This window comes from Candidatus Gracilibacteria bacterium, from assembly GCA_041660965.1.
Taxonomy (GTDB): Bacteria; Patescibacteriota; Gracilibacteria; order BD1-5; family JAGOOR01; genus JAGOOR01.
The window spans coordinates 297,596-317,000 of the sequence record JBAZVH010000001.1 but is presented as its reverse complement, the minus strand read 5'-3'; the positions used below and the strand labels follow the sequence as shown (position 1 = coordinate 317,000).

Genomic DNA, 19,405 nt, shown 5'->3' with positions numbered 1-19,405 from the left:
AATATGAATCATTTTTTCTATACGTATATTGTCTTTATCCCCTTTGTTGCCTATGTGGTAGCGACGGTTTTTAAAGGCGTTTTCTTATGGAGAAAAGATGCATTTAATATTGGGAGCATGCTCTCAACTGGCGGTATGCCGAGCGGACATTCATCACTTGTCGCAAGTGTGGCTACGGCAGTCGGTATAAAATATGGTCCATTTGATGATCTTTTTGCTATCGTTCTTGTCTTTGCAGCTATCGTCATCTATGATGCGATGAATATCCGATACCAGTCAGGATTGCATGCCCATGCACTCAATAATATTCGAGGTGAAAAAAAACTCAATGAATCTCTCGGGCACTTGCCATCAGAGACACTTGCTGGCAGTATCGTCGGTGTCTTTGTGGCGGCAATACTGATGTATATTTAAAAAATAGATACTAGTTTTTTGTAAGAGTACCACCACCCGCACCGTTGTGGGTTTTCAAGTGATTTTTTGAATGGTTTGAAAAATTAGTTCGTATCATATCTTCTATATATGCTACGGAATTGGGTCATGAAGAATGAGTCATATATGCTCAAAAAAATCGTTCTCACTTATGATGGCCTTGTTGTATTACGCCCGATACGATTTCATGCGTAGATGGCGTATATCATTTTCAGCATATTTTTTGGCAAGCACGTATTCTATGTAATATATTTCTTGATACAGCATCGATTCATTCATCGATAGTTTTATAACCAGATACAGTAATACCCTTTGCATCTTTCTCATCGGTTTGTCCATAGTTTCCTGGATTGTTATTGTTTCTTCATTTTCATTGTGTTCCAAAGTGACTATCGTTTTGCATTATTGCCATCAATGTAGACCATGGTATGTCAAATTTTTTAGCAGATCTAATAACCGCCTTTCATGTTACAGAATTTTTTGGAGTATGATTGGGGTATTTTCTCAATATTGTATCGAGATATTTTTGGAGATTTTCTTCATGGTCAGACCCTATTTGTTCGACTTTTTTATGGTTTTTTAGTACTCATTTCTGAGATTGAGTGGTAGATGCAGAATCATCATTTCTCATGGGTATTAGGATATCCATTCCTTCTCGTATTATACCTGGAGAAGTGATATTTTTATTCATTCAGAGAATTTTTGATAAAGAAACATTATATTTTATTGAGATGAATCCCAATGTATCTCAGTGAGCGACCCTATGTACCACATAAGAAGTGTGTTCTGGTGATTTTTCCCAGAGTTTTGCTCTTTTTGCCGCTTCTTTCAGAGTTCTATTTGGATGGACCTCGATAGCTTCATGCGTCTGTTTGGGACCGATATGATCGAGGATATCTCCGACCTTATCACGCACACTGCTGACACATAACATAAGAGCACCAGAAGCTGTTAAAAGCACTTTCCCATTGGTCGCCATTTTCCAAAAAGGGTTTTTTATGGGTCAGTAATTGTTGTGCAGAGTACGCATCGTGCTCATGATACACTACCTCGTTTTAGAAATCAAATATATTAAAAAATATAAAATAATATTTGCAAGTATAAAAAATGGAGACGTATTGATTCACGCCCCCACGGTCTATAATTAGGGGGCACTGTTTTAATTCTTTATTTTCATCGTATGTACTCTCTCAATCGAGCTCAGCTCATCGGCAATACCACTGGAGATCCAGAGGTCCGTGCGCTCCCAAATGGTCAGCGTGTTGCTAACTTTTCTATTGCCACCAATCGTCGCTATACAGATAGCGCTGGTGTTCAGCAGGATGTCCCAGAATATCATAATGTCGTGATGTTTGGGAAACTCGCTGAGATTGCAGAGCAGTATGTGCATAAATGAAATAAGCTCTATATCGAAGGGCGTATTCAGACAAGAAGCTGGGAAGACCAAGCTGGTCAAAAAAAATATAAAACGGAAGTAGTAGTGGAAGATATGATTATGCTGACACCAAAGGGATCAAGTTGAGAAGGGTTTCATTCACCTGCTAGTGATCCCACATCATCATCAAGTGAAGAAAATGCTGCTGTTCATACCACGATTCCACCACAGGAAGAGCGCGTTTCTATCGAAGATGTTCCATTTTAATTTCTTTAATATTTTTCTCTTATGCCAGTCAAAAAAAACCCAGCTTCTACGCAAAAAACAGCAAAAAAATCAGCAGCACAGTGAGTGAAAACACCAAAAGAAAAATTTAAAGATTTTCAGGCTGATGCAAAAATAGTATTGCAACAAGCAGAGAAAGAAAAAAATCTTCGTTCGATTGTTGGCTATATGACGATAATTGGGTGGTTCATAGCATATTTTGGTATCACCTCTCAAAATAATGAATATGAACTCTTTCATCTCAGACAGGCACTCGGACTCCATGTGACGATATTTATCTGTGAAATATTGCAATTTATATTGTTTCCTATTTTGCCATTGCTGTGGATTATGTACATCGTAGCGCTGATTATCTATGCTCTTCGAGCACGAGAAGAGCAGCGATCAGAAATCCCCTATTTAGGGGCGAAATTTCAGGAGTGGTTTTCATTCCTCTAGTAGATTCACTTTATGTAGATGAGGATACAATAAAAAACCTCCGCTACTAGCGGAGGTTTTGAAATAATTATGCATACTATTCTCCAGCTTTTTTAGAATTCAAGAGAGCTTTTGTACCACCCTTTTTGATAGGAACAATCTTACATTCGACATGATGACGAACATTTTTATCAAACTTTTTATATTTTTTTGTCTTATCCATGTCGACAGGATTGACACGGAGATATCCGCATTCACGACCTGACTCGAGAGAGATGAGTTTAAACTTTTGTGATTTACCTTTTGCCATATGAAAGAATTAGAAAAACAGGGGTATTATATAAGTATAGATTTTTTTGCAAATGTATTTATAAGATTGATTACAATCTTGATTTTCATTGATTTTTTGGCATATGTTTAAGCTTTTTCGTGATTTCTTCGAGCATTTTTATTTGTTGTGCCTGGGTATCATAGAGTGTTTCTATTTGTTCCTGTAATAAGAGATCGACTTTTTGATGAAGACTTCTGACTTCTATTTCGGCTTTGAGATTGATGAGATAGTCATTTTCGCTTCTCTGACGGTCCTTCTCTTCTTGTCGGTTTTGACTAATCAAGACAAAGCACGATAAAAAAATGGCCTCTAATGACACAATCATCGTGAGAAGACCGAAAGGATAGGGATCAAAAAATGGTATGCCAATAGGAAAAGTGTTTATGAGAATCCATATTCCAAATAATACTGCATTGAGTACTAAAAATGGCATACTACCACTAAACCATGTAATCCAATCAGCCGTTCTTTGTGCTGTAGATACCTTTTCCGCACCTGGTCATGCGATCTTATTGACAATAAGTCCTTCTTCCTTTATCGCATCTTTCACTATCAGGTTGAGTTTGTCGAGATGATCTCGCTGAACTTCCAAGAGAGTACTAAAATTTATTTCTTTCATAGGAAATAAGTATCGTGATTTTATTCTGGAAAGCAATACATGAAAAATTTATTATATCTCTTGCTTCTCAAGTCGTACAATTGTCTCAATATGGTGCGTATGAGGGAACATATCCACTGGCACAATATCAGTCAGAGTATAGTTGTTTTCTCCACAGAGAATGATGAGGTCTCGAGCAAGAGTGGCAGGATTGCAACTGACATAGATGATTTCTTTTGGTAAAAATTCTCGAATAATGGATGGAGCATCAGGATGCATACCAGCTCTCGGCGGATCTATAATTATGACATCGGGGGCTTCGCCAGTTCAGAGTTCAGAGTTCAGAGTTCAGAGTTGTATGGTATTTTTTTTCTGTGAATTAATATCAAATTCAATCCTATGACTGTTCCGCCTAGGCGGATGACTATAACTTTTATTTTTCCATTCCTTGAGAAAATCCTCTACCGGAGCGTTGATGACCTCCACATTTTTGATTGTATTCTTCTCAAGATTTCTTACATTATCCTCGCTCGCGGAAGCAACTATTTCTACAGAGTATACTTTTTGTGCTTGTCCTGCTACGATCATGCCAATAGTGCCTGTCCCAGCGTAGAGGTCAAAAATAATTGGGTTCTTTGTCTGGATCAGTTCCTGTGTCGTCTTGTAGAGTACTTCAGCACCAAGGGTGTTTGTTTGAAAAAAGCTCCGAGGGCTGATATCAAAGGTCAGGTCAAAGAGTTTTTCAGAAATAGTGGGACTTCAACTGATAAGTTCGTAGTCTCATTGGACAATATCGGCTCGACCAGTGTTGTGGAGGAGATAAAACGAATCAACGGTTATCTTCTTCTCTTCAAAAATATGAATGAGCGATTTCAACGCTATGCGAAAATCTTCTACCACTGAATCTGTTTTTTCTCAGAGAAAATGAGTATTCACTGAGAGAATCACCATCGTTTCATTGGTCTTTTTGCCTCGTCGGATGACGAGGTGTCGCCAAAATCATTGATACATCTTGGTATCATAGGTTGGGAGTCGACTTTCTCGTGCAAACTGATCAAAAATATGAAAGAGAGTATTGGTTATCTCATCACCGAGAACACAATAGCTGCAATCCACGATTCTATCAAATTGTCCTGCAGCGTGGAATCCAAATCGATATTCCGCGTGAATTCATTCTCGTCAGGAGATATATTTTCCCCAGCTAAATTCTACCTTATTGCGATATCCGTGTATTTCTGGTGATGCTTGAATTGGATGCCACGCGGTATTTTTGGTAAGTTCTGGCACATGATGAAAGACTTCTCGAATTTGTTGTTCTTTTATTTTTGTCTGTTCTTCATAAGGAATTGGGAGCCATCGGCATCCTCCATAGACCTGAAAATGCTCTGGAAGCGATGCTTCGAGTGGGGATTTCTTCACCACATTGAGAATTTGTCCTTCGATACGATTTGACCGATTTTTTACTACACGGATATCGACCACACTTCACGGGATGGCTCCACCAGAAATAATAATCCTTTTCCCGGATGTCGGATCTGTCGCAAGACCTGTACCTCAGAGAATCAGTTTTTCTACAGTAATATTTGAGAGTATCTCGTTCTTTTTCATGGAAAATGTTTATAAAATAATATCCCGTTTCTTCCTCTTGGCATGGGGGTCAGAAAAATCTTCATCACAATCATAGATTTTGACACCATCTCGCTCGATATGATTTCTGAGGACTATCTCAGTGCTTTCATAGTGGATACAGGGTGTTTTGCGTGAGATGTTGAGTTTTTGATGCAGAATCGAATTTATCTGGAGGAGAAGTTTTTCATTGACCTTTCATGAGAGGGCTATATCGATATCAGAAGTTGGTTTTGCATTTCAGAGAGCATGAATACCAAAAATCCATGCTTCTTGTATTTCGGGAAATTCTTTTAGTAATACTCGTACCTTATCGAGGAGCTGGAGGGTGATATAGGGGAAATGAACATCATACGAAGTACGACGGGAATTCATCAATCGAGACATAAAAAATATAATTAATAAACTAATCGCCTATAACACTCCTCACATACTACTTTCTCTTGCCTATTTGAGGCATACGTGGTGACGATATCTTTCCCGCATTCAGCACACTTCCTTTCATAGAGCTTTCTAGGATTTCTCAGATCCATTCTTTCTGTATGTCTCTGATCAGGATGTTTAGTAGGAATAGGAATGCTGTTTTCTATGTAGAAAAGAAGTTCCTGTTGAATTATTTTAAAGGGCTTCTTTGTGACCTCACACACAATAGTTCCAGCAAGGACAGCGTCAATATTCTTCTGTGCTGTTTCAAAACCTACAATTCTCTCATCGTATTGAGATATAGGAAGAGGAGTATATGCTATTCCTTCAAAGGGTTTTGTATCTTCTGTATGCCAGTTCCATCCTTTTGCGCGTACGTCAGCTTCTGTCATTGGGAAGTATTCATTAGCAACTGTTTCATTGTATCAGAAAGGAGAGAGTTTATGAGGAAAGAATTCTCACCATTCTCCTGTACTTCTCATATGATCGATGATCTTTCCACAGAGCGTCTCATATTCTTGGATTGAATAAGACTTATTGAGGATGCAATGAGATCCTCTTTTGAGAGCAATGCATCAAAAACAGTTCCGGATACTGTGGCAGTCGATAGAGTAAAAGACATCCGATATATTATTGGCACAGTTAAAACAGAAACAGACAGTATGTGCCGAGTGTCCTACGAGCTGATTTTCATAACAAAATTCTGCGGGGAGTCACCACCCATAATTATCATAGCAATTTTGAGCTTTATGGAACCAAGTATTATATTTACTATTTTCTAAATAGGTACAGTCAAAATTATGAAATGAATTCTTGGAAAAATGCACGTAATCTCCTGTGACTGATTCATTATTAAATCATTTCATAAATTTCTTTGGTGTCTTTTGGCAGAGAGCTCGGTAGAGGATTTGTGCTTGTTCTTTTTTTGTCTCATCAGTTACTATATCGTAGTACTGTTCTTTGGAAAATTGTTTATTGAGAATGCTATACTGTTTATTTATCAGTCAGGAACAACAAAAACAATCTTTGCAGCTCTGACAGTCCTGGGCATGTTGGATATCGCGACAATCCACACAGGATTCACAAAAATAAGATTGAAAACAGTTCTTGCAGTCCACACAACTGTAACAATTTTCGAGATCAAAAACGAAACAGGAATCCATCACTCATCTACATCGCTGAATATAGGTATCATAATAACAATCTTCATTATCATTTCATGCCGCTATCAGATAACAATCCTTATTTCTTGATGAAAGATGTGAGTATTCTGAATTTTCATTTTTTTGTTGATGATACAGATTCATTTTTGGAGTCTCAGCATACAGAGCTTGAAATTGATCAAAAAATGGCCTCTCAAAATCAAAAATATTACCATACTCCATCGGGGACCAATCATCACTCCACCAGATTTTTTGTTCGTAGATTTTATAGGGTTTTTCGGGGGAGTACACAGAAATCATCTCCTGTCCTGTTTTATCACATTTTCTTTTATAAAGTTTTCGTTCATTTCGAAATACGAGTCGTCTTTTTTGCCTCTCATCAGGACAGAGTGTTGGACTTGGTATCTGGTATTTCTGACCAGCAAAGATAGGGGAGATTTTGTCATAGAATTCTAAATCTTTGTCTGTCACGATAAACTCTTCTCAGCTTATGCGACATATTTTTCTTTCAGCAATATTTTCTCAGGGTGGTATAATCATACAGTTTAGAGGGATTTCATCGGAGTACCATCTCTGAGCATAGCTTCATGGATAGAGTGTGCCGCAAGGCATCATTCAGCTGCAGACATAATAGTTTGACGAAATTTGGCAGAATTTGTTGTAACGTCTCCAGCAGCATAGAGGTAGTTATTGGAACTTTTTTGATGGGCATCGACGATGATACATCCTTCTTCATCAGTAGTGACTCAGAGATCTTTGATAAGCTCGATACTTGGCACTGAACCAACGGCGACAAATACGCCCTGAGTTGGGATAACCCTTCCATCCGTTGTTGTGACAGATTCGACGCCAAATTGACCATTGATTTCTGCGAGCTCAGTATGGAAAATAATCTCCATATTTGACTCCTGCATGACTTTATCCACCCAGATTTGCTCAGCTTTTGGCTTGTCTTTACGGACAAGGATTTTGACGCTTTTACAGAGATGAGCGAGATAGAGCGCCTCAGTAAAGGCAGAATCACCCCCGCCCACGACGATGATATCGCGACCACGGAAAAAATTGCCATCACAAGTAGCGCAATAAGAAACGCCAGCCCCGAGGAGTCGATCTTCACCAGGAATATTCAAATGTCGGTACGCGTTACCCGTCGCGTAGATGAGATAGTCACAGGTGTATTCTTCCTTTCGAGCAGTGGTAATTAAAAAATTACCAGTTCCGAGTTCCGAGTTCCGAGCGGAACCAACTCGTCACTCGTCACTCGTCACTTTTGTGGTTATTTTTACTACAGTGTCATACACCACTTCAGATCCTGATATTTTCGCATGTTCTTCAAATTTTTTCATAATATCGCCCCCAGACTCAGAGAGAGTTCCTGGATAATTTTCGACACAATGTGAAGTAGCGAGCGCACCACCTGGCTGTGCGCCGATGATGAGATTTTGAATTCCATAACGACTCGCATACATACCCGCAGGAAGTCCAGCAGATCAAGTTCCGATAATAATAAGGGGGTAGTGTTTCATAATTTTTTGTGCAAGGAGGGTACTTAGCTATTCAAAAATGTTTCTAATCCAGAGAATCCGAACAGAAATATTATCCCAATGTAAAAACAAATGATAAGGCCAATTGTGACAAATCAGAGGATGCCAATAATATCTGTTTTTTTATAGATACGATCGAGAGCGATATACCAGAGAGTCAAGGAAGTATACGTTGAGAGCCCGAGAGCTGTGGTGGTATCTCATTTGACGTATCTCGAAATAATAAATGCCCTCCAAAAATTCATACCCACGATACTAAGTATTCCAAGAACAATAAGGACACTAAATGTCATAAAAGCGGGGAGCGTCCAACTACGAGATGTGATATCAATGTTTTTTTCTATAATTCCTACGATAATCCCTCCCAGGATACCAACTCCTGTTATAATCCATGGAAGTAATGTAATAATAAAAGCTTTTCTTGGAGATTTTGTTGCCTGTTTTGTGAAATCATAGTAGCGTACAAAAGGTACCCAGGAAATCCCAGAGGAAGTTTTTTTATTGTAATGTTTGTTTAAGAGACTGATGCTATATGAGCTAATATAGTAGAAAAACACAGGCATCCCCACATAGAGTAATCCAAAAAATAAGAATCCAAGAATTGTCATCCAAAGATTCCCAGTAGATCATGATGTAGCGAGATTTGATACAGTAGGCATTGATGCGACTTGTGCAAAAAGAGATGTCCCGATGAGTCACACGAAAAAAAAGAATACTTTTTTCATAGAAAAGGAAAAGAAATAGGTGAAGAGAGTATACAGACAGGACGAAATATGTAAATAAAATATCGTGAGATTCTCACTTCACTTTCCAAAGATTTGACTATACTGGGTCATATATGTGACGACGTAAACAAACATTTTGATTGACCCATACGACTCAGACGATGATTATAGGGGCCCTATTGGTATTTTTATCGGTCCTTGTTTTCTTTGCAGATAAGGAATATCTGACTCGGTATCTTACTCCACTTTTTGGGATATATTTTCGATGGTTTTTTTCTCCTGTTGCGCTTTTGACAGGACTGCATATGTTTATTGGGAAGAGTTCCTTTGATCTCCGTCGTGGCCTCGGATTGATTCTTTTTTGGCTTTCAAGTGTCTCTCTGTGGAGCTTTATAGTGGATGAGCCATTGGTGAAGAAACTATTTTTTGATATTCATACTCCGCTCATTCGTACCTTTGATACGATTCCTGCGATGACTCTTATTATAGGTGTTCTTCTTTTTTCTCTCTATCTTCTTTTTCATGTTTCCTATCGTCGTATTCTCGGAAAAATGTGAAATGCGACAGGATATGTGTATCAAAAACAAATCGATGTCCTGAATACATTTGGTGATTCTCTCCGAGAAAGACAACAAGAAAAGAAAAAGGTCCCCGTTATTGACCGTCGTATAAAGGATAGAAATGCAACCCTCAATTCAACTATTGAAAAATTATCATCTTCGCAATATGCATGAATGGTGCCTCAAAAAATCTCATTTTTTGACAAGATTCGCATCAATGGAGGTATGCTGGCCTCACCTTCTGATGTACCAAAATGAGTTCCCCCTATTTCTCCAGCTGTACGGTCGATCCCAATCATAACTAAAAATATCTCTTCAGAAAAACCAAAAGAACCTCATCAATTTAAATGAATATGGAATTACCCACGGTCTGATTTATTGATCTTTCATCCCAAAGGAAAACCTCTCACAAAAGAAGAAGTTGAGCTCCAGTCTGCCATTATTGAGCGAACACTGCTCCAGTTTAAGATAGAGGTTCATATGGCCGGATACCAGGTGTGACCCACTGTGACACAATATCGCCTTCGTCCAGCAGACGGATCTCGGCTTAATAAAATCGAAGCCCTCAAAAAAGATCTTACACTGGCGCTAAAAGCAAAAAGTATTCGTATACAGGCCCCTATACCGGGTCTTGGACTGGTGGGTATTGAGGTGCCAAATGATAGGCGCGATATCGTATCACTTCGAGAAATTGTGGAATCACCACAATTTTCGAAGCACAATTCCAAGCTGGCACTTTGTGTCGGATCGGGTATTGCTGGAGACCCTATTGTGTGTGATCTGAAAGAGATGCCGCATCTCCTGATAGCTGGACAAACCGGCTCTGGTAAATCGGTTGGAATGAATGGATTCCTGATCTCTCTCTTACTCCGTAATTCCCCTGCAGAACTTCGGATGATCATGATAGATCCAAAACGCGTAGAGCTCTCTATATACAATGGTATCCCACATCTTCTCGTCCCTGTAATCAATAATCCTGATAAAGCCCTTAACGCTCTGAAATGGTCAGTTGCCGAGATGATTCGTCGATATGACGTATTGACCGAATTGCGATGTAGAAATCTCAGTGAATATAATGCGAAGGTTTCTGGAGACTTAAAAATGCCAGCTATCGTGATTGTCATAGATGAGTTGGCTGACCTGATGATGCGAGGGAATAAGAAAGATGTAGAAAATGTGATCGCTCGTATCGCACAAATGGCGCGAGCGGTGGGTATGCACTTGATTGTCGCGACTCAGCGTCCTTCCGTGGATGTTATTACGGGTCTCATTAAGGCAAATATCCCAAGCCGTATTGCTTTTACGGTCGCTTCACAAGTAGATTCGCGCACGATACTGGATCGTGTCTGAGCTGATGATCTCCTTGGCAAAGGAGATATGCTCTATTCTCCGAGTGGCATCATGGAACCAGAAAGAGTTCAGTGAGTATTTGTAAAGACAGACGAAGTAGAACACGTGATAAATTATATCAAGCTCCACACGGATGCCGATATAGCCGGAAATATGTATGATATGAGTATTATTGAGTGAGAAAGACATGATGGTCCTGGCGATATCAATGGTGATGGAGCTGCAGATGAAGAAGATGATATGATTATTCAGCAGGCCATAGAAGTAGTTCGGTCCAGTGGAAAAGCTTCAACATCACTCCTCCAGAGACGCCTGAAGCTCTGATATGCGAGAGCAGCTCGTGTGATGGACGCACTTGAAGAAATGGGTATTGTGGGTCCTTCGGAGGGTAGTAAACCGAGAGAAGTTTATTAATTTTTCTTTATGCCACATTATTGCATCGCTTGTAGTATGCCCCTTATTGATCCCAGTGATTGTCCCAATGGTGATCTACTATCTCCAAGCTGCATTCATTGCACGGATGAGAATGGACATATAAAACCCTGTGAGGAAATATTTGAGTGAGGCGTACAATTTTTTATGCAGGCAACAGGACTGTCTCGAGATACTGCTGTTCGGATTGTTCGCAAAAATATGCGAGAATTACCTTATTGGGATGGTAATACTTCAGAGTGTCTCACAGGAGACGTCGCAACTGATGAAGAATTTAAAGCCGTGCTGAGTCAGTTATAGGAGAGAAAAATTTGTATTTCTCGATGCGATATGATAGAATGACGGTATGGTACAAATAGTCACTCCAGAAATACCAGAAAAAGAGCGTCTTTTAAAGAATTTTTTTAATGTCATAGGGGTGTATTGAGCTCTCTGGATTATCTTTCATTTGACCAGTGTCTTTTTCTTTGGTTTTATCGTGGGATCTCCACTTTTGGTGGGGATATTCCTCGGTATTGGTAATATATGGTCTATGCTTATAGATGTACCTTTGAGTACCATTCAGAGACATGTTTCTTCAAAGACTATGCTCTCAGTGGCCAATGCCATGATGCTGGTAGCTGCCATCTTTTTTCTCTATCTCGTCTATTCATCATTTGATGCGGGATTTAAGTTAAGTGGGACGATTCTCGAAATCACAAAAAACTTTTTCACAAACGGTGTCAATATACTCCTTCTTTTTATCATAGGAATCCTCTATGGGACGGTCAAAGAAATATATGATATCGTGACGCTTTCATACCTTCTCAGTCACGCTGATCCATCAGAATACGACAAGGTTCTTTCAAAAAATAATATTTATTTTGGTATATGAACAGTCGCCGGGGTACTTTTGTCCATCCCAGTGCTATGATTTCAGACACAATCAGTTCAGATGATTCTTTTTCTTCTTATTTTTTTGATTGCTCTTTCTTGGATTTTTATCCAGTATTATTTTGATAATTCCCAAGAAGTATTTGATCTGAACAAGGTCAAAAATCTCCATATACTTGAGGAGGTGAAAGATCTCGAAAAAACCTCTCAAACCTATATCCAAAAAAATATTTCCACACTGGATTTCGAGCAAGCAAAACAGTGAGCACAATACCTTATTTTGAGACCAAAAGAACTTGCAGCACAAGTTGACTGGTCAGATATGTGGCAAAAAATCAAGCAAGAATATAGGATGATCTATATGCTGGTTCTCAGTAAACACTCTTTTGTTCCTATGCTTCTTTGGACAACATGAGGAATCCTCCTTTTTGGTTGCTGGGATAATGTAGCAACGACCTTCTTTGTGAATTTTCTCGATGGTTCCCTTCAGAATGTAAGCTGGGTCAAGAGTATCATCCAGAGTGGATTTATACTGATAGGTATTATAGCCATTCCTGCCTATGTTCTCCAGGGATTTTGGATTAAACAGGCAGAGAAATTTGGAAAATTTAATATTATCGTTGTCTGACTCTTTTTTTCGTGAATCTCGCTTTTCCTTCTCGCTCTTTTTGGACGAATGGAGAATCTCGCTGGGCTGATGCTCGTCGTCTGCATGGGGCTTCTTAATAGCGCATGATATGCAGCAGGATATCCGATGAGCCAGGCCATATTTGCTGATGAATACAGTCGAGCGTATGCAAAAGCAAATAATACAACTGTTATCAATGCCGATGCTGCCGCCGCTCCTCTGAAGATTTTAAACAACTTTGCCAATGCTGTTGGATTGATATTCTGATGAGCATTGATTACTTTTTCTGGTTTTACGGGAATGTTTATTATCTACGGTTCATTATTGATTTTGTGGGGTATACTGAGTCTCAGAAAGCGTACATCGTGGAAATTATGATAAGTGTCAAGATAGTGATACTTTGTAAAAGGCCTTTTATTTGATTCTCCTCGCACAGTATGGTACGATAGTGGGGTATGAATATCTGGCGAGACATCTCACATCCCCACAAACATCAGCATTCATCTTTGGCTTATGAGGTGTTTGATACGACTCATGATGTCCTTGACTGGGTGGAACATACAGAACATACATTTCAAAAAAAACATCATTGGTTCAAGAAAATACGATCCCTTTTTCATTTTACACTTTTTACGAGTATCCTATTTTTTGTGTTATTGTTAGTGGCTAACTGGTCTGCTTATACAGCTTTTGTTTACGCTTTTTTGGTACCTTCACAACTTGTAGAGACACAAAAGGCCATAGAAGGCAGTATTGCACAATCCCAAATAATGAACTCTGCGCCATCGGATGATCCAGCCGAGATGATTCGACAGGCCAGAATGCAGAAAATTATGAAAAGACAGCTTGTGCAAAAGCAGGTTACGACACAAGAGATAGGGCTCTCCTATTTTGATCAAGATATTGCTGATATTTCTCTTTCGCTCGAGATAACGCCGTATGAAGATAGGATATTGATTCCCCGAATCGGAAAGAATATCCCACTTATCAATGTAGAACATATGGATGCTTCTAATTCCAAAGAGTGGAATACGGTCTTTATGAAAGAACTCGAAAATGGTATCATAAAATACCCATGATCTGCTGATCCTGGGGCTGAAGGGAATAGTTTTATTTTTGGACATAGCTCGAATTATCCATGGGCGAAAGGGAAGTATAACGATGTTTTTGCTCTCCTCAACGAGGTACAATTGGGAGACGAGATTGTTGTTTTTTTCAAACAAAGAAAATACGTCTATGTGGTTCGTGAGAAGACCGTCGTAAAACCAGGGCACGTTTCTTCTCTGGGTGAAACTCCTGAAAAAAAACAACTCACTTTAATGACGTGTTGGCCACTGGGAACGACGCTCAATAGACTTCTTGTTATTACTGAGCTGAAACCAAATACAAAAATTTCCAAAAGTATCATCTAATCGTATATCTCTATGCAAATTATATTCCAAACATTCTACGATAATCATCTCCGCCTCTTTATTGATGGGTTTTTCTGGATAGATCTTTGCGTGATATGTATATTTGTTTTGCTGTTATACGTCTCTATCATCCACCAAGCAAAAAAAATTACTGCGAAAAACATTCTCTATAATGAGAATCTTTTAAAGTTTCGTACTGAGGTTTATCATTTTTACGAAAAGAATTTTTTCATATAAGGAAGTGCGGAAAAACTCGCCTTTTTCGTTCAAAGCTCCGTTCCTCTCTCAAAGTACTAGAATGTACATTTCGCTTCGGTACTCGCTTTTCACAAAAATTACTTCGTTTTTGCGCACTTCTTCAAATATTTTTTGGCACATATTTTAGTATTTCCGTACCTCCATAATATTAGAGGGATTCTCGAGGATGCCAGCCGTATTTTTGCCATCGAAACCGTATCATTTGACTGATAGAAAAAGGGGGGAGTATCTCCTGCTCAACGAGCATATCGATATATTTTTCATCACCAGGGAAAACCTCAATTCCCATAATGATATTCATTCTTAGGGCTTGTTGGATAATACGGAGGTCGTGAGATCCACGGATGGGCGGTGAGAGTTTTCCGTAAGGATTTTGTGCTGTATCGACAGTATTTAGGAAGCGTTTATCCTTTTCACACCAGAGGGCATGACGTAGGGAGATGCTTGCGGTAATCTGCACAGTACTTGGCAGTGTATAATTCTTCGCAAGATCATCCTCATATCACTGCTTTTTATAATATGCTCTCAAAAGTTCTACACTTTCTGAGAGAGAAATCCCCTGGATATGTCAGCGATACTGAGGGTCTTCTTCTGCTTTTTGGAGTGTATATTGGACCAGCGCTCTTTCATCTTCCCTTTGGAAATATCCAAGCCAGTTATCATAACATGAGTATTCACAATTGGAAATGGGTATTTTTACCAGATCTCCGTCAAATCGATATCACCTCAAGTTGAGAGGTGAAAATTCAAATCAATCAGGGGTATCGGGGATAAAAATAACCCTTTTATCAAAAAAACGCCACATACTATTCTTCTGAGAGATTTTTTCTATAGTGCATCCAGTCTACATAAAAAATGTGGAGTATAGAAGCAAGCGGTACAGAAATGAGCACGCCGATCATACCGCCGAGTGTAGCCCCGACGAGCGTCATGAGGAGTATGTAGAGAGGGGAGAGATTGAGAGTTCTGCTCATCACCATGGGCACCATAATATTGCCCTCAACCCACTGGAAAAAGATATACAAACCAGAGATCGCCACGAGAGACCCTATGCCTGCTGTTGGGCTGACGAGCACCATCAAAAATGCTGTTACCCATGCGAATAATGGTCCAACATACGGCACAAATTCCATCATTCACGCTATCAGTGCGAGAGCAAAAATATTTTCTACAGGTACTCCAAAGAGAGAGATAATCCATAAACCAACAAAATTCAACGTAAACATAAGGCCAACAAGCTTCGTCTGACCTTTGAGCCAAGAGTGCAGAGCATCGCCTATAGCTTCTTGTCGATGCTTAAAATATTTTCAGAGATTTTGTGGAAGTGTGCGAAAAAACCATTTGAGAAGTCGTTTTCTCTCAAGAAGTGTCAAAAAGGTTACCAGGGAAAAAAGAATAACAAAAACAAGAGTCGAGGTGATGCCTGAGGCAAATGAAATACCGATATCAGATACCTGTCAAAACCCCTTTTGTGTGAATGATTGAATGAATCCGATATTATCAGAGAGATTTGTGGTGATAAGAGTCGTTTTTTCTTTGCTCACGATCATATCGGCAATCATTTTGGTATCAAATTCATTACGAATAATTTTTCCAGCATGGAAGGGGAGAGTATCGAGGAAAGGAAAATTATTCTGTGCTTGCAATTCTACAGCTGAAACACCTCGACTGAGCGTCTGTTTTGCATTATTCCCGAGATCTACAAAGAGGGGTATGAGAGCGAGAACAAAGAGAGAAATACATATGAGAAGTGATCAAAAAGCGAGACAGATGGCCAGCGCATCAGGAACCTTCCATTTATGGATATGCCATCTCCCAAAATAGCTCACAAATGGTGAGAGGAGAAGTGCCACAAACACGGCTCCTCCAAAAAGAAAGAGGATGGATTGGAGTGTGTAGAGGAGCCATGCAATGAGCGTAATTCCGAGTATGATACATACTCTGAGCGCAAATTGTCGTGTCTCTGTTGAAAAAAGAGTTTCTTTCATGCCTATAGTATACTCGAAAATTCTTTTTTTTACAAATAAATCTCGTTATTCGATGTTTTGGGATTATCTGTGGTAGTAAAAATACGAGAAAATTCTTTTGATATCTTGCATCTTCCCAGAAACAATTACACTATTCTCTACATATTCTTAATTCTTTCTCTATGCCTTGGTTTATTATTCTTATCATCATTGCTATTTTTGTGATTCCTATGTTTGTTCGTATCGTCAAACAGGGATCACTTGGTATGATTGAGACGCTTGGTCGCTTTAGTCGTATCGCTGAACCAGGAGTACATTTTATTATCCCAGGGGCACAGAGGATGATGAAGATAGATATTCGTGAACAGGTCATCGATGTTCCTCAGCAAGAAATCATCACATCTGACAATGTCAATGTGATGGTGGATGGTATCGTCTATTATCGTATCGAGGATGTCGTCAAGGCAACCTATGAAATCAATAATGTCCGTTTGGCAGTCCTCAACCTCGCACAGACCAATCTCCGTAGTGTGCTTGGTACGATGAGCTTGGATGATACACTTTCAAATCGTGTTGCCATCAATACTCGCCTCAAGTCAGCGCTTGATGTCGAGACGGCAAAGTGGTGAGTTGATGTCACTCGTGTAGAGATTCAGCGCCTCGATCCACCGATGCATATTCAGGATGCCATGAGTAAACAGATGATTGCTGAACGAAGCAAGCGAGCGATTATCCTCGAAGCACAGGGGTACAAAGAATCACAGATTTCTCGTGCTGAGTGAGATAAGCAGTCTTCTATTCTCCAAGCGGAAGGACAGAAACAATCTCAGATTCTCGCAGCGGAGGGGCAGGCAGAAGCTATTGAGCGTATCGCTATCGCTCAAGCAAAAAAAATCGAGGTAGAATCCCTTGCCTCAGACCAATTTTTCAAAGGAAATGCTATAACACACGAGCAGATTAAAGTCGCCGGAGAGGCAATGGCAAATAATACAAAATATATCCTTGGATCTGATGTTATTGCTGGTGTTCAGAAGTTATTTACCAAATAGTACACCTTTTATAAACCGCCCAGTATTATTTCATCTTTTTTAGAGAGTTCTTTATCCCTTATTTTATGTCCATCATGTTTCTCTGGTTTTCTGTCGCACTTCTTTGTCTACTTGTAGAGGCATTTACGGTCACGCTCTATGGCCTTGTGATTGCTCTCGGATGTTTGGCTGCGGGTATCTTGGCATATTTTATGGGAGATATCTGGCATTGGTATCAGGCAGTACTGTGTTTAGTGGTGGTGGCCATTGGTTCATTTTTTGTTCCTCGACTCTTCCATAAAACTGGTACGCCTCTTCAGACTGGTCTGGATGAGTATATTGGACAAAAAGCAAAGATTAAAATAGTTGATGAAAAGGCAAAGATTACTCTTGGAGGCGTTGATCGACTCGTACAATCTGATGAAGAACTCTCTGAAGGACAAAAAGTTACTATCATTGGGAGAGATGGTACATTACTGATTGTACAATAATCCCTTACCCACGACGGAGGATTTTACGTAAATTATTTGCTGATTGAAGCATTTTCAAAAGTCTTGGTCGGAAGATAATCACCTTTTCTGGCGGGAGGATAATTTTTTCTGGACAAAATCACATCTTAAATGTTGTTACACCAGCGAGTTTATCTCATTCATCGGAAGATATTCCTAGAAAATCATAGTCCGTGCATCCTCGACGTAGCGCTTCCTGTATGGCACACCATTGGAGGAGGTAGGTTGCATTGTCTCGTCGTACTTCTGATTTACTGGAAGAAGCTCCGTAATAATAGATAGCGTGTTCACCGTAATAGACAAATATGCCAGCAGCATGAAGAATATTGTTTTTTACTGCCACGAGAAGTCCTCCAGCATTGTTTGCTTCTAAAACACGAAGAAAGGTTTGGTAATAAGAGAGAGCATTATGTGAGAATTTATCTCGTTTGGTCGTTTCTTCGAGCAGAGCAAAAAATATTTCCACATACGTTTGTTTTTTCTTATTTCAATCAGGAGAAAGAAATGGACACATGTCATCTCATTGTACCCACTGAGTCGTGACACCTCGTCTCTCTGCAACTCGTATATTGTATCGCCCCTTTTCTTTGAAGTTTTGAAATACTTTCTCTTCCGTAGTGTTTGAAAGGGGAATGATAGCTGTCACTGGTTCGATAAAACGACGAAAGGGGGCGTGGGCATTGAGAGATCCTTCGTTTTGTACCCTTCGGTCTGAGCTTACTTTTCAAACAGAATACTCAGGGTCGATGACTTTGTATTTTGTATTTTGTATTGGCAGTCAGTAGGTTACCGGTTCTATCTGTAGAAAAAGATCATTTTTTTGGACAACAGTTTGAAAAATATCATTGAGACACTCTGAAGTGATGAAACTTTCCTCTGCTCATAGGACGTAGAGCCCAGTGTAGTTTCCAGTTATCTTTCTACGCTCTATCAGGATTTTTTGATTTTGAAATGTGTACCAGATGCTTTCTGCTTGTTGGGTACCAGAGAGGATATCAGACCAAAGGGGGGATTGCCAGAAGCTGGTGAAATTATTATTTGACATAGTGTGATTTATATTGTATAGTATGAGTGTATTTCATTCTAATAATCTTTTTTATGGTATCAGGTACTATACATACACCTTACTCAATTCAACTTAAAAAGCAATATAGAGATACACTGCATCTCATCATATCAGGCGAACTCGACGAAACAAATGCAGACCTCGCTTTTGATACTCTCGAAGAAGAAATCAAAGAACAACCAGAATATCAGCATATCTCTTGTGACTTTTCTGATCTTGCTTACGCCAACTCTAAAACGCTCGGTTATCTCACAGATTTTATCGCTCGCACTCACCGACTCGGTAAGACTATTTCCTTTGATCGTGTTCATCCAAAAACACAATATATCTTTGATATGATAGGACTTTCAAAGGTGGTGGATAAAAAGATCGAAAGCTAAAGAGTGAATGAAGTTGTATATTT

21 protein-coding genes are annotated in these 19,405 nt (G+C 39.4%); 10 read left to right on the top strand and 11 right to left on the bottom strand.

Features of this window, described 5'->3' with window-relative positions; genetic code table 25:
- Nucleotides 1–3: 3 nt before the first annotated feature.
- Nucleotides 4–414 carry a divergent PAP2 family protein gene (locus tag WC753_01620; protein ID MFA6080161.1) on the top strand — a complete coding sequence of 137 codons (411 nt, stop codon included), beginning with the start codon at nucleotides 4–6 and terminating at the stop codon, nucleotides 412–414.
- A 10-nt stretch (nucleotides 415–424) separates the two neighbouring features.
- Here WC753_01620 and WC753_01615 read toward each other — a convergent pair whose 3' ends face one another.
- The gene (locus WC753_01615) at nucleotides 425–1,462 is read right to left on the bottom strand and encodes a LysM peptidoglycan-binding domain-containing protein (protein MFA6080160.1); all 1,038 of its coding nucleotides are present in this window, start codon (nucleotides 1,460–1,462) and stop codon (nucleotides 425–427) included.
- A 150-nt stretch (nucleotides 1,463–1,612) separates the two neighbouring features.
- Here WC753_01615 and ssb point away from each other — a divergent pair, with 150 nt between their 5' ends.
- Together ssb and WC753_01605 are read left to right on the top strand one after the other, a co-directional pair.
- Nucleotides 1,613–2,074 (top strand): single-stranded DNA-binding protein, encoded by a 462-nt coding sequence (gene ssb, locus WC753_01610; protein MFA6080159.1) that lies wholly within the window; start codon nucleotides 1,613–1,615, stop codon nucleotides 2,072–2,074.
- Nucleotides 2,075–2,095: 21 nt separating this feature from the next.
- Nucleotides 2,096–2,530 carry a hypothetical protein gene (locus WC753_01605; protein ID MFA6080158.1) on the top strand — a complete coding sequence of 145 codons (435 nt, stop codon included), beginning with the start codon at nucleotides 2,096–2,098 and terminating at the stop codon, nucleotides 2,528–2,530.
- A gap of 76 nt (nucleotides 2,531–2,606) precedes the next feature.
- On the opposite strand, the gene WC753_01600 is transcribed toward WC753_01605, so the two are convergent.
- From WC753_01600 to WC753_01570, 7 genes are all read right to left on the bottom strand, one after another.
- Nucleotides 2,607–2,819, bottom strand: a complete 213-nt coding sequence (locus WC753_01600) for a hypothetical protein (GenBank protein MFA6080157.1) — start codon at nucleotides 2,817–2,819, stop codon at nucleotides 2,607–2,609.
- Nucleotides 2,820–2,889: 70 nt separating this feature from the next.
- Nucleotides 2,890–3,459, bottom strand: a complete 570-nt coding sequence (locus WC753_01595; protein ID MFA6080156.1) for a DUF1003 domain-containing protein — start codon at nucleotides 3,457–3,459, stop codon at nucleotides 2,890–2,892.
- Nucleotides 3,460–3,510: 51 nt separating this feature from the next.
- On the bottom strand, nucleotides 3,511–5,046 hold the full coding sequence (locus WC753_01590) for a class I SAM-dependent RNA methyltransferase (protein ID MFA6080155.1): 1,536 nt from the start codon (nucleotides 5,044–5,046) through the stop codon (nucleotides 3,511–3,513).
- Between the two features lie 9 nt (nucleotides 5,047–5,055).
- A complete protein-coding gene (locus WC753_01585; protein ID MFA6080154.1) occupies nucleotides 5,056–5,451 on the bottom strand; it encodes a nucleotidyltransferase domain-containing protein in 396 nt (131 codons plus the stop codon).
- Nucleotides 5,452–5,462: 11 nt separating this feature from the next.
- A complete protein-coding gene (locus WC753_01580) occupies nucleotides 5,463–7,190 on the bottom strand; it encodes a hypothetical protein (protein MFA6080153.1) in 1,728 nt (575 codons plus the stop codon).
- A 5-nt stretch (nucleotides 7,191–7,195) separates the two neighbouring features.
- Nucleotides 7,196–8,176: an FAD-dependent oxidoreductase gene (locus WC753_01575; protein MFA6080152.1), complete on the bottom strand. Its 981-nt coding sequence runs from the start codon at nucleotides 8,174–8,176 to the stop codon at nucleotides 7,196–7,198.
- Between the two features lie 23 nt (nucleotides 8,177–8,199).
- Nucleotides 8,200–8,919: a hypothetical protein gene (locus WC753_01570; GenBank protein MFA6080151.1), complete on the bottom strand. Its 720-nt coding sequence runs from the start codon at nucleotides 8,917–8,919 to the stop codon at nucleotides 8,200–8,202.
- Between the two features lie 113 nt (nucleotides 8,920–9,032).
- Here WC753_01570 and WC753_01565 point away from each other — a divergent pair, with 113 nt between their 5' ends.
- The 4 genes from WC753_01565 (at nucleotide 9,033) to WC753_01550 (ending at nucleotide 14,174) form a co-directional block, all read left to right on the top strand.
- Nucleotides 9,033–11,243, top strand: coding sequence for a DNA translocase FtsK (locus WC753_01565; protein ID MFA6080150.1), 2,211 nt, complete (start codon nucleotides 9,033–9,035; stop codon nucleotides 11,241–11,243).
- Nucleotides 11,244–11,252: 9 nt separating this feature from the next.
- Complete coding sequence (locus WC753_01560) at nucleotides 11,253–11,561, top strand: zinc ribbon domain-containing protein (GenBank protein ID MFA6080149.1); 309 nt, start codon at nucleotides 11,253–11,255, stop codon at nucleotides 11,559–11,561.
- A gap of 46 nt (nucleotides 11,562–11,607) precedes the next feature.
- Nucleotides 11,608–13,143, top strand: a complete 1,536-nt coding sequence (locus WC753_01555) for an MFS transporter (GenBank protein MFA6080148.1) — start codon at nucleotides 11,608–11,610, stop codon at nucleotides 13,141–13,143.
- 74 nt (nucleotides 13,144–13,217) lie between these two features.
- The gene (locus tag WC753_01550; GenBank protein ID MFA6080147.1) at nucleotides 13,218–14,174 is read left to right on the top strand and encodes a sortase; all 957 of its coding nucleotides are present in this window, start codon (nucleotides 13,218–13,220) and stop codon (nucleotides 14,172–14,174) included.
- Nucleotides 14,175–14,580: 406 nt separating this feature from the next.
- Here WC753_01550 and WC753_01545 read toward each other — a convergent pair whose 3' ends face one another.
- Nucleotides 14,581–15,237, bottom strand: coding sequence for a hypothetical protein (locus WC753_01545; protein MFA6080146.1), 657 nt, complete (start codon nucleotides 15,235–15,237; stop codon nucleotides 14,581–14,583).
- Nucleotide 15,238: 1 nt separating this feature from the next.
- The gene (locus WC753_01540; GenBank protein MFA6080145.1) at nucleotides 15,239–16,420 is read right to left on the bottom strand and encodes an AI-2E family transporter; all 1,182 of its coding nucleotides are present in this window, start codon (nucleotides 16,418–16,420) and stop codon (nucleotides 15,239–15,241) included.
- A gap of 161 nt (nucleotides 16,421–16,581) precedes the next feature.
- Here WC753_01540 and WC753_01535 point away from each other — a divergent pair, with 161 nt between their 5' ends.
- Nucleotides 16,582–17,448 (top strand): SPFH domain-containing protein, encoded by an 867-nt coding sequence (locus tag WC753_01535; protein ID MFA6080144.1) that lies wholly within the window; start codon nucleotides 16,582–16,584, stop codon nucleotides 17,446–17,448.
- A 65-nt stretch (nucleotides 17,449–17,513) separates the two neighbouring features.
- Nucleotides 17,514–17,918, top strand: coding sequence for an NfeD family protein (locus WC753_01530; GenBank protein ID MFA6080143.1), 405 nt, complete (start codon nucleotides 17,514–17,516; stop codon nucleotides 17,916–17,918).
- A 4-nt stretch (nucleotides 17,919–17,922) separates the two neighbouring features.
- On the opposite strand, the gene WC753_01525 is transcribed toward WC753_01530, so the two are convergent.
- Nucleotides 17,923–18,981: a peptidoglycan bridge formation glycyltransferase FemA/FemB family protein gene (locus tag WC753_01525; protein ID MFA6080142.1), complete on the bottom strand. Its 1,059-nt coding sequence runs from the start codon at nucleotides 18,979–18,981 to the stop codon at nucleotides 17,923–17,925.
- A 53-nt stretch (nucleotides 18,982–19,034) separates the two neighbouring features.
- Here WC753_01525 and WC753_01520 point away from each other — a divergent pair, with 53 nt between their 5' ends.
- Entirely contained in the window at nucleotides 19,035–19,382 is a 348-nt protein-coding gene (locus WC753_01520) for an STAS domain-containing protein (GenBank protein ID MFA6080141.1), read from the top strand.
- The last annotated feature ends 23 nt before the right edge of the window (nucleotides 19,383–19,405 follow it).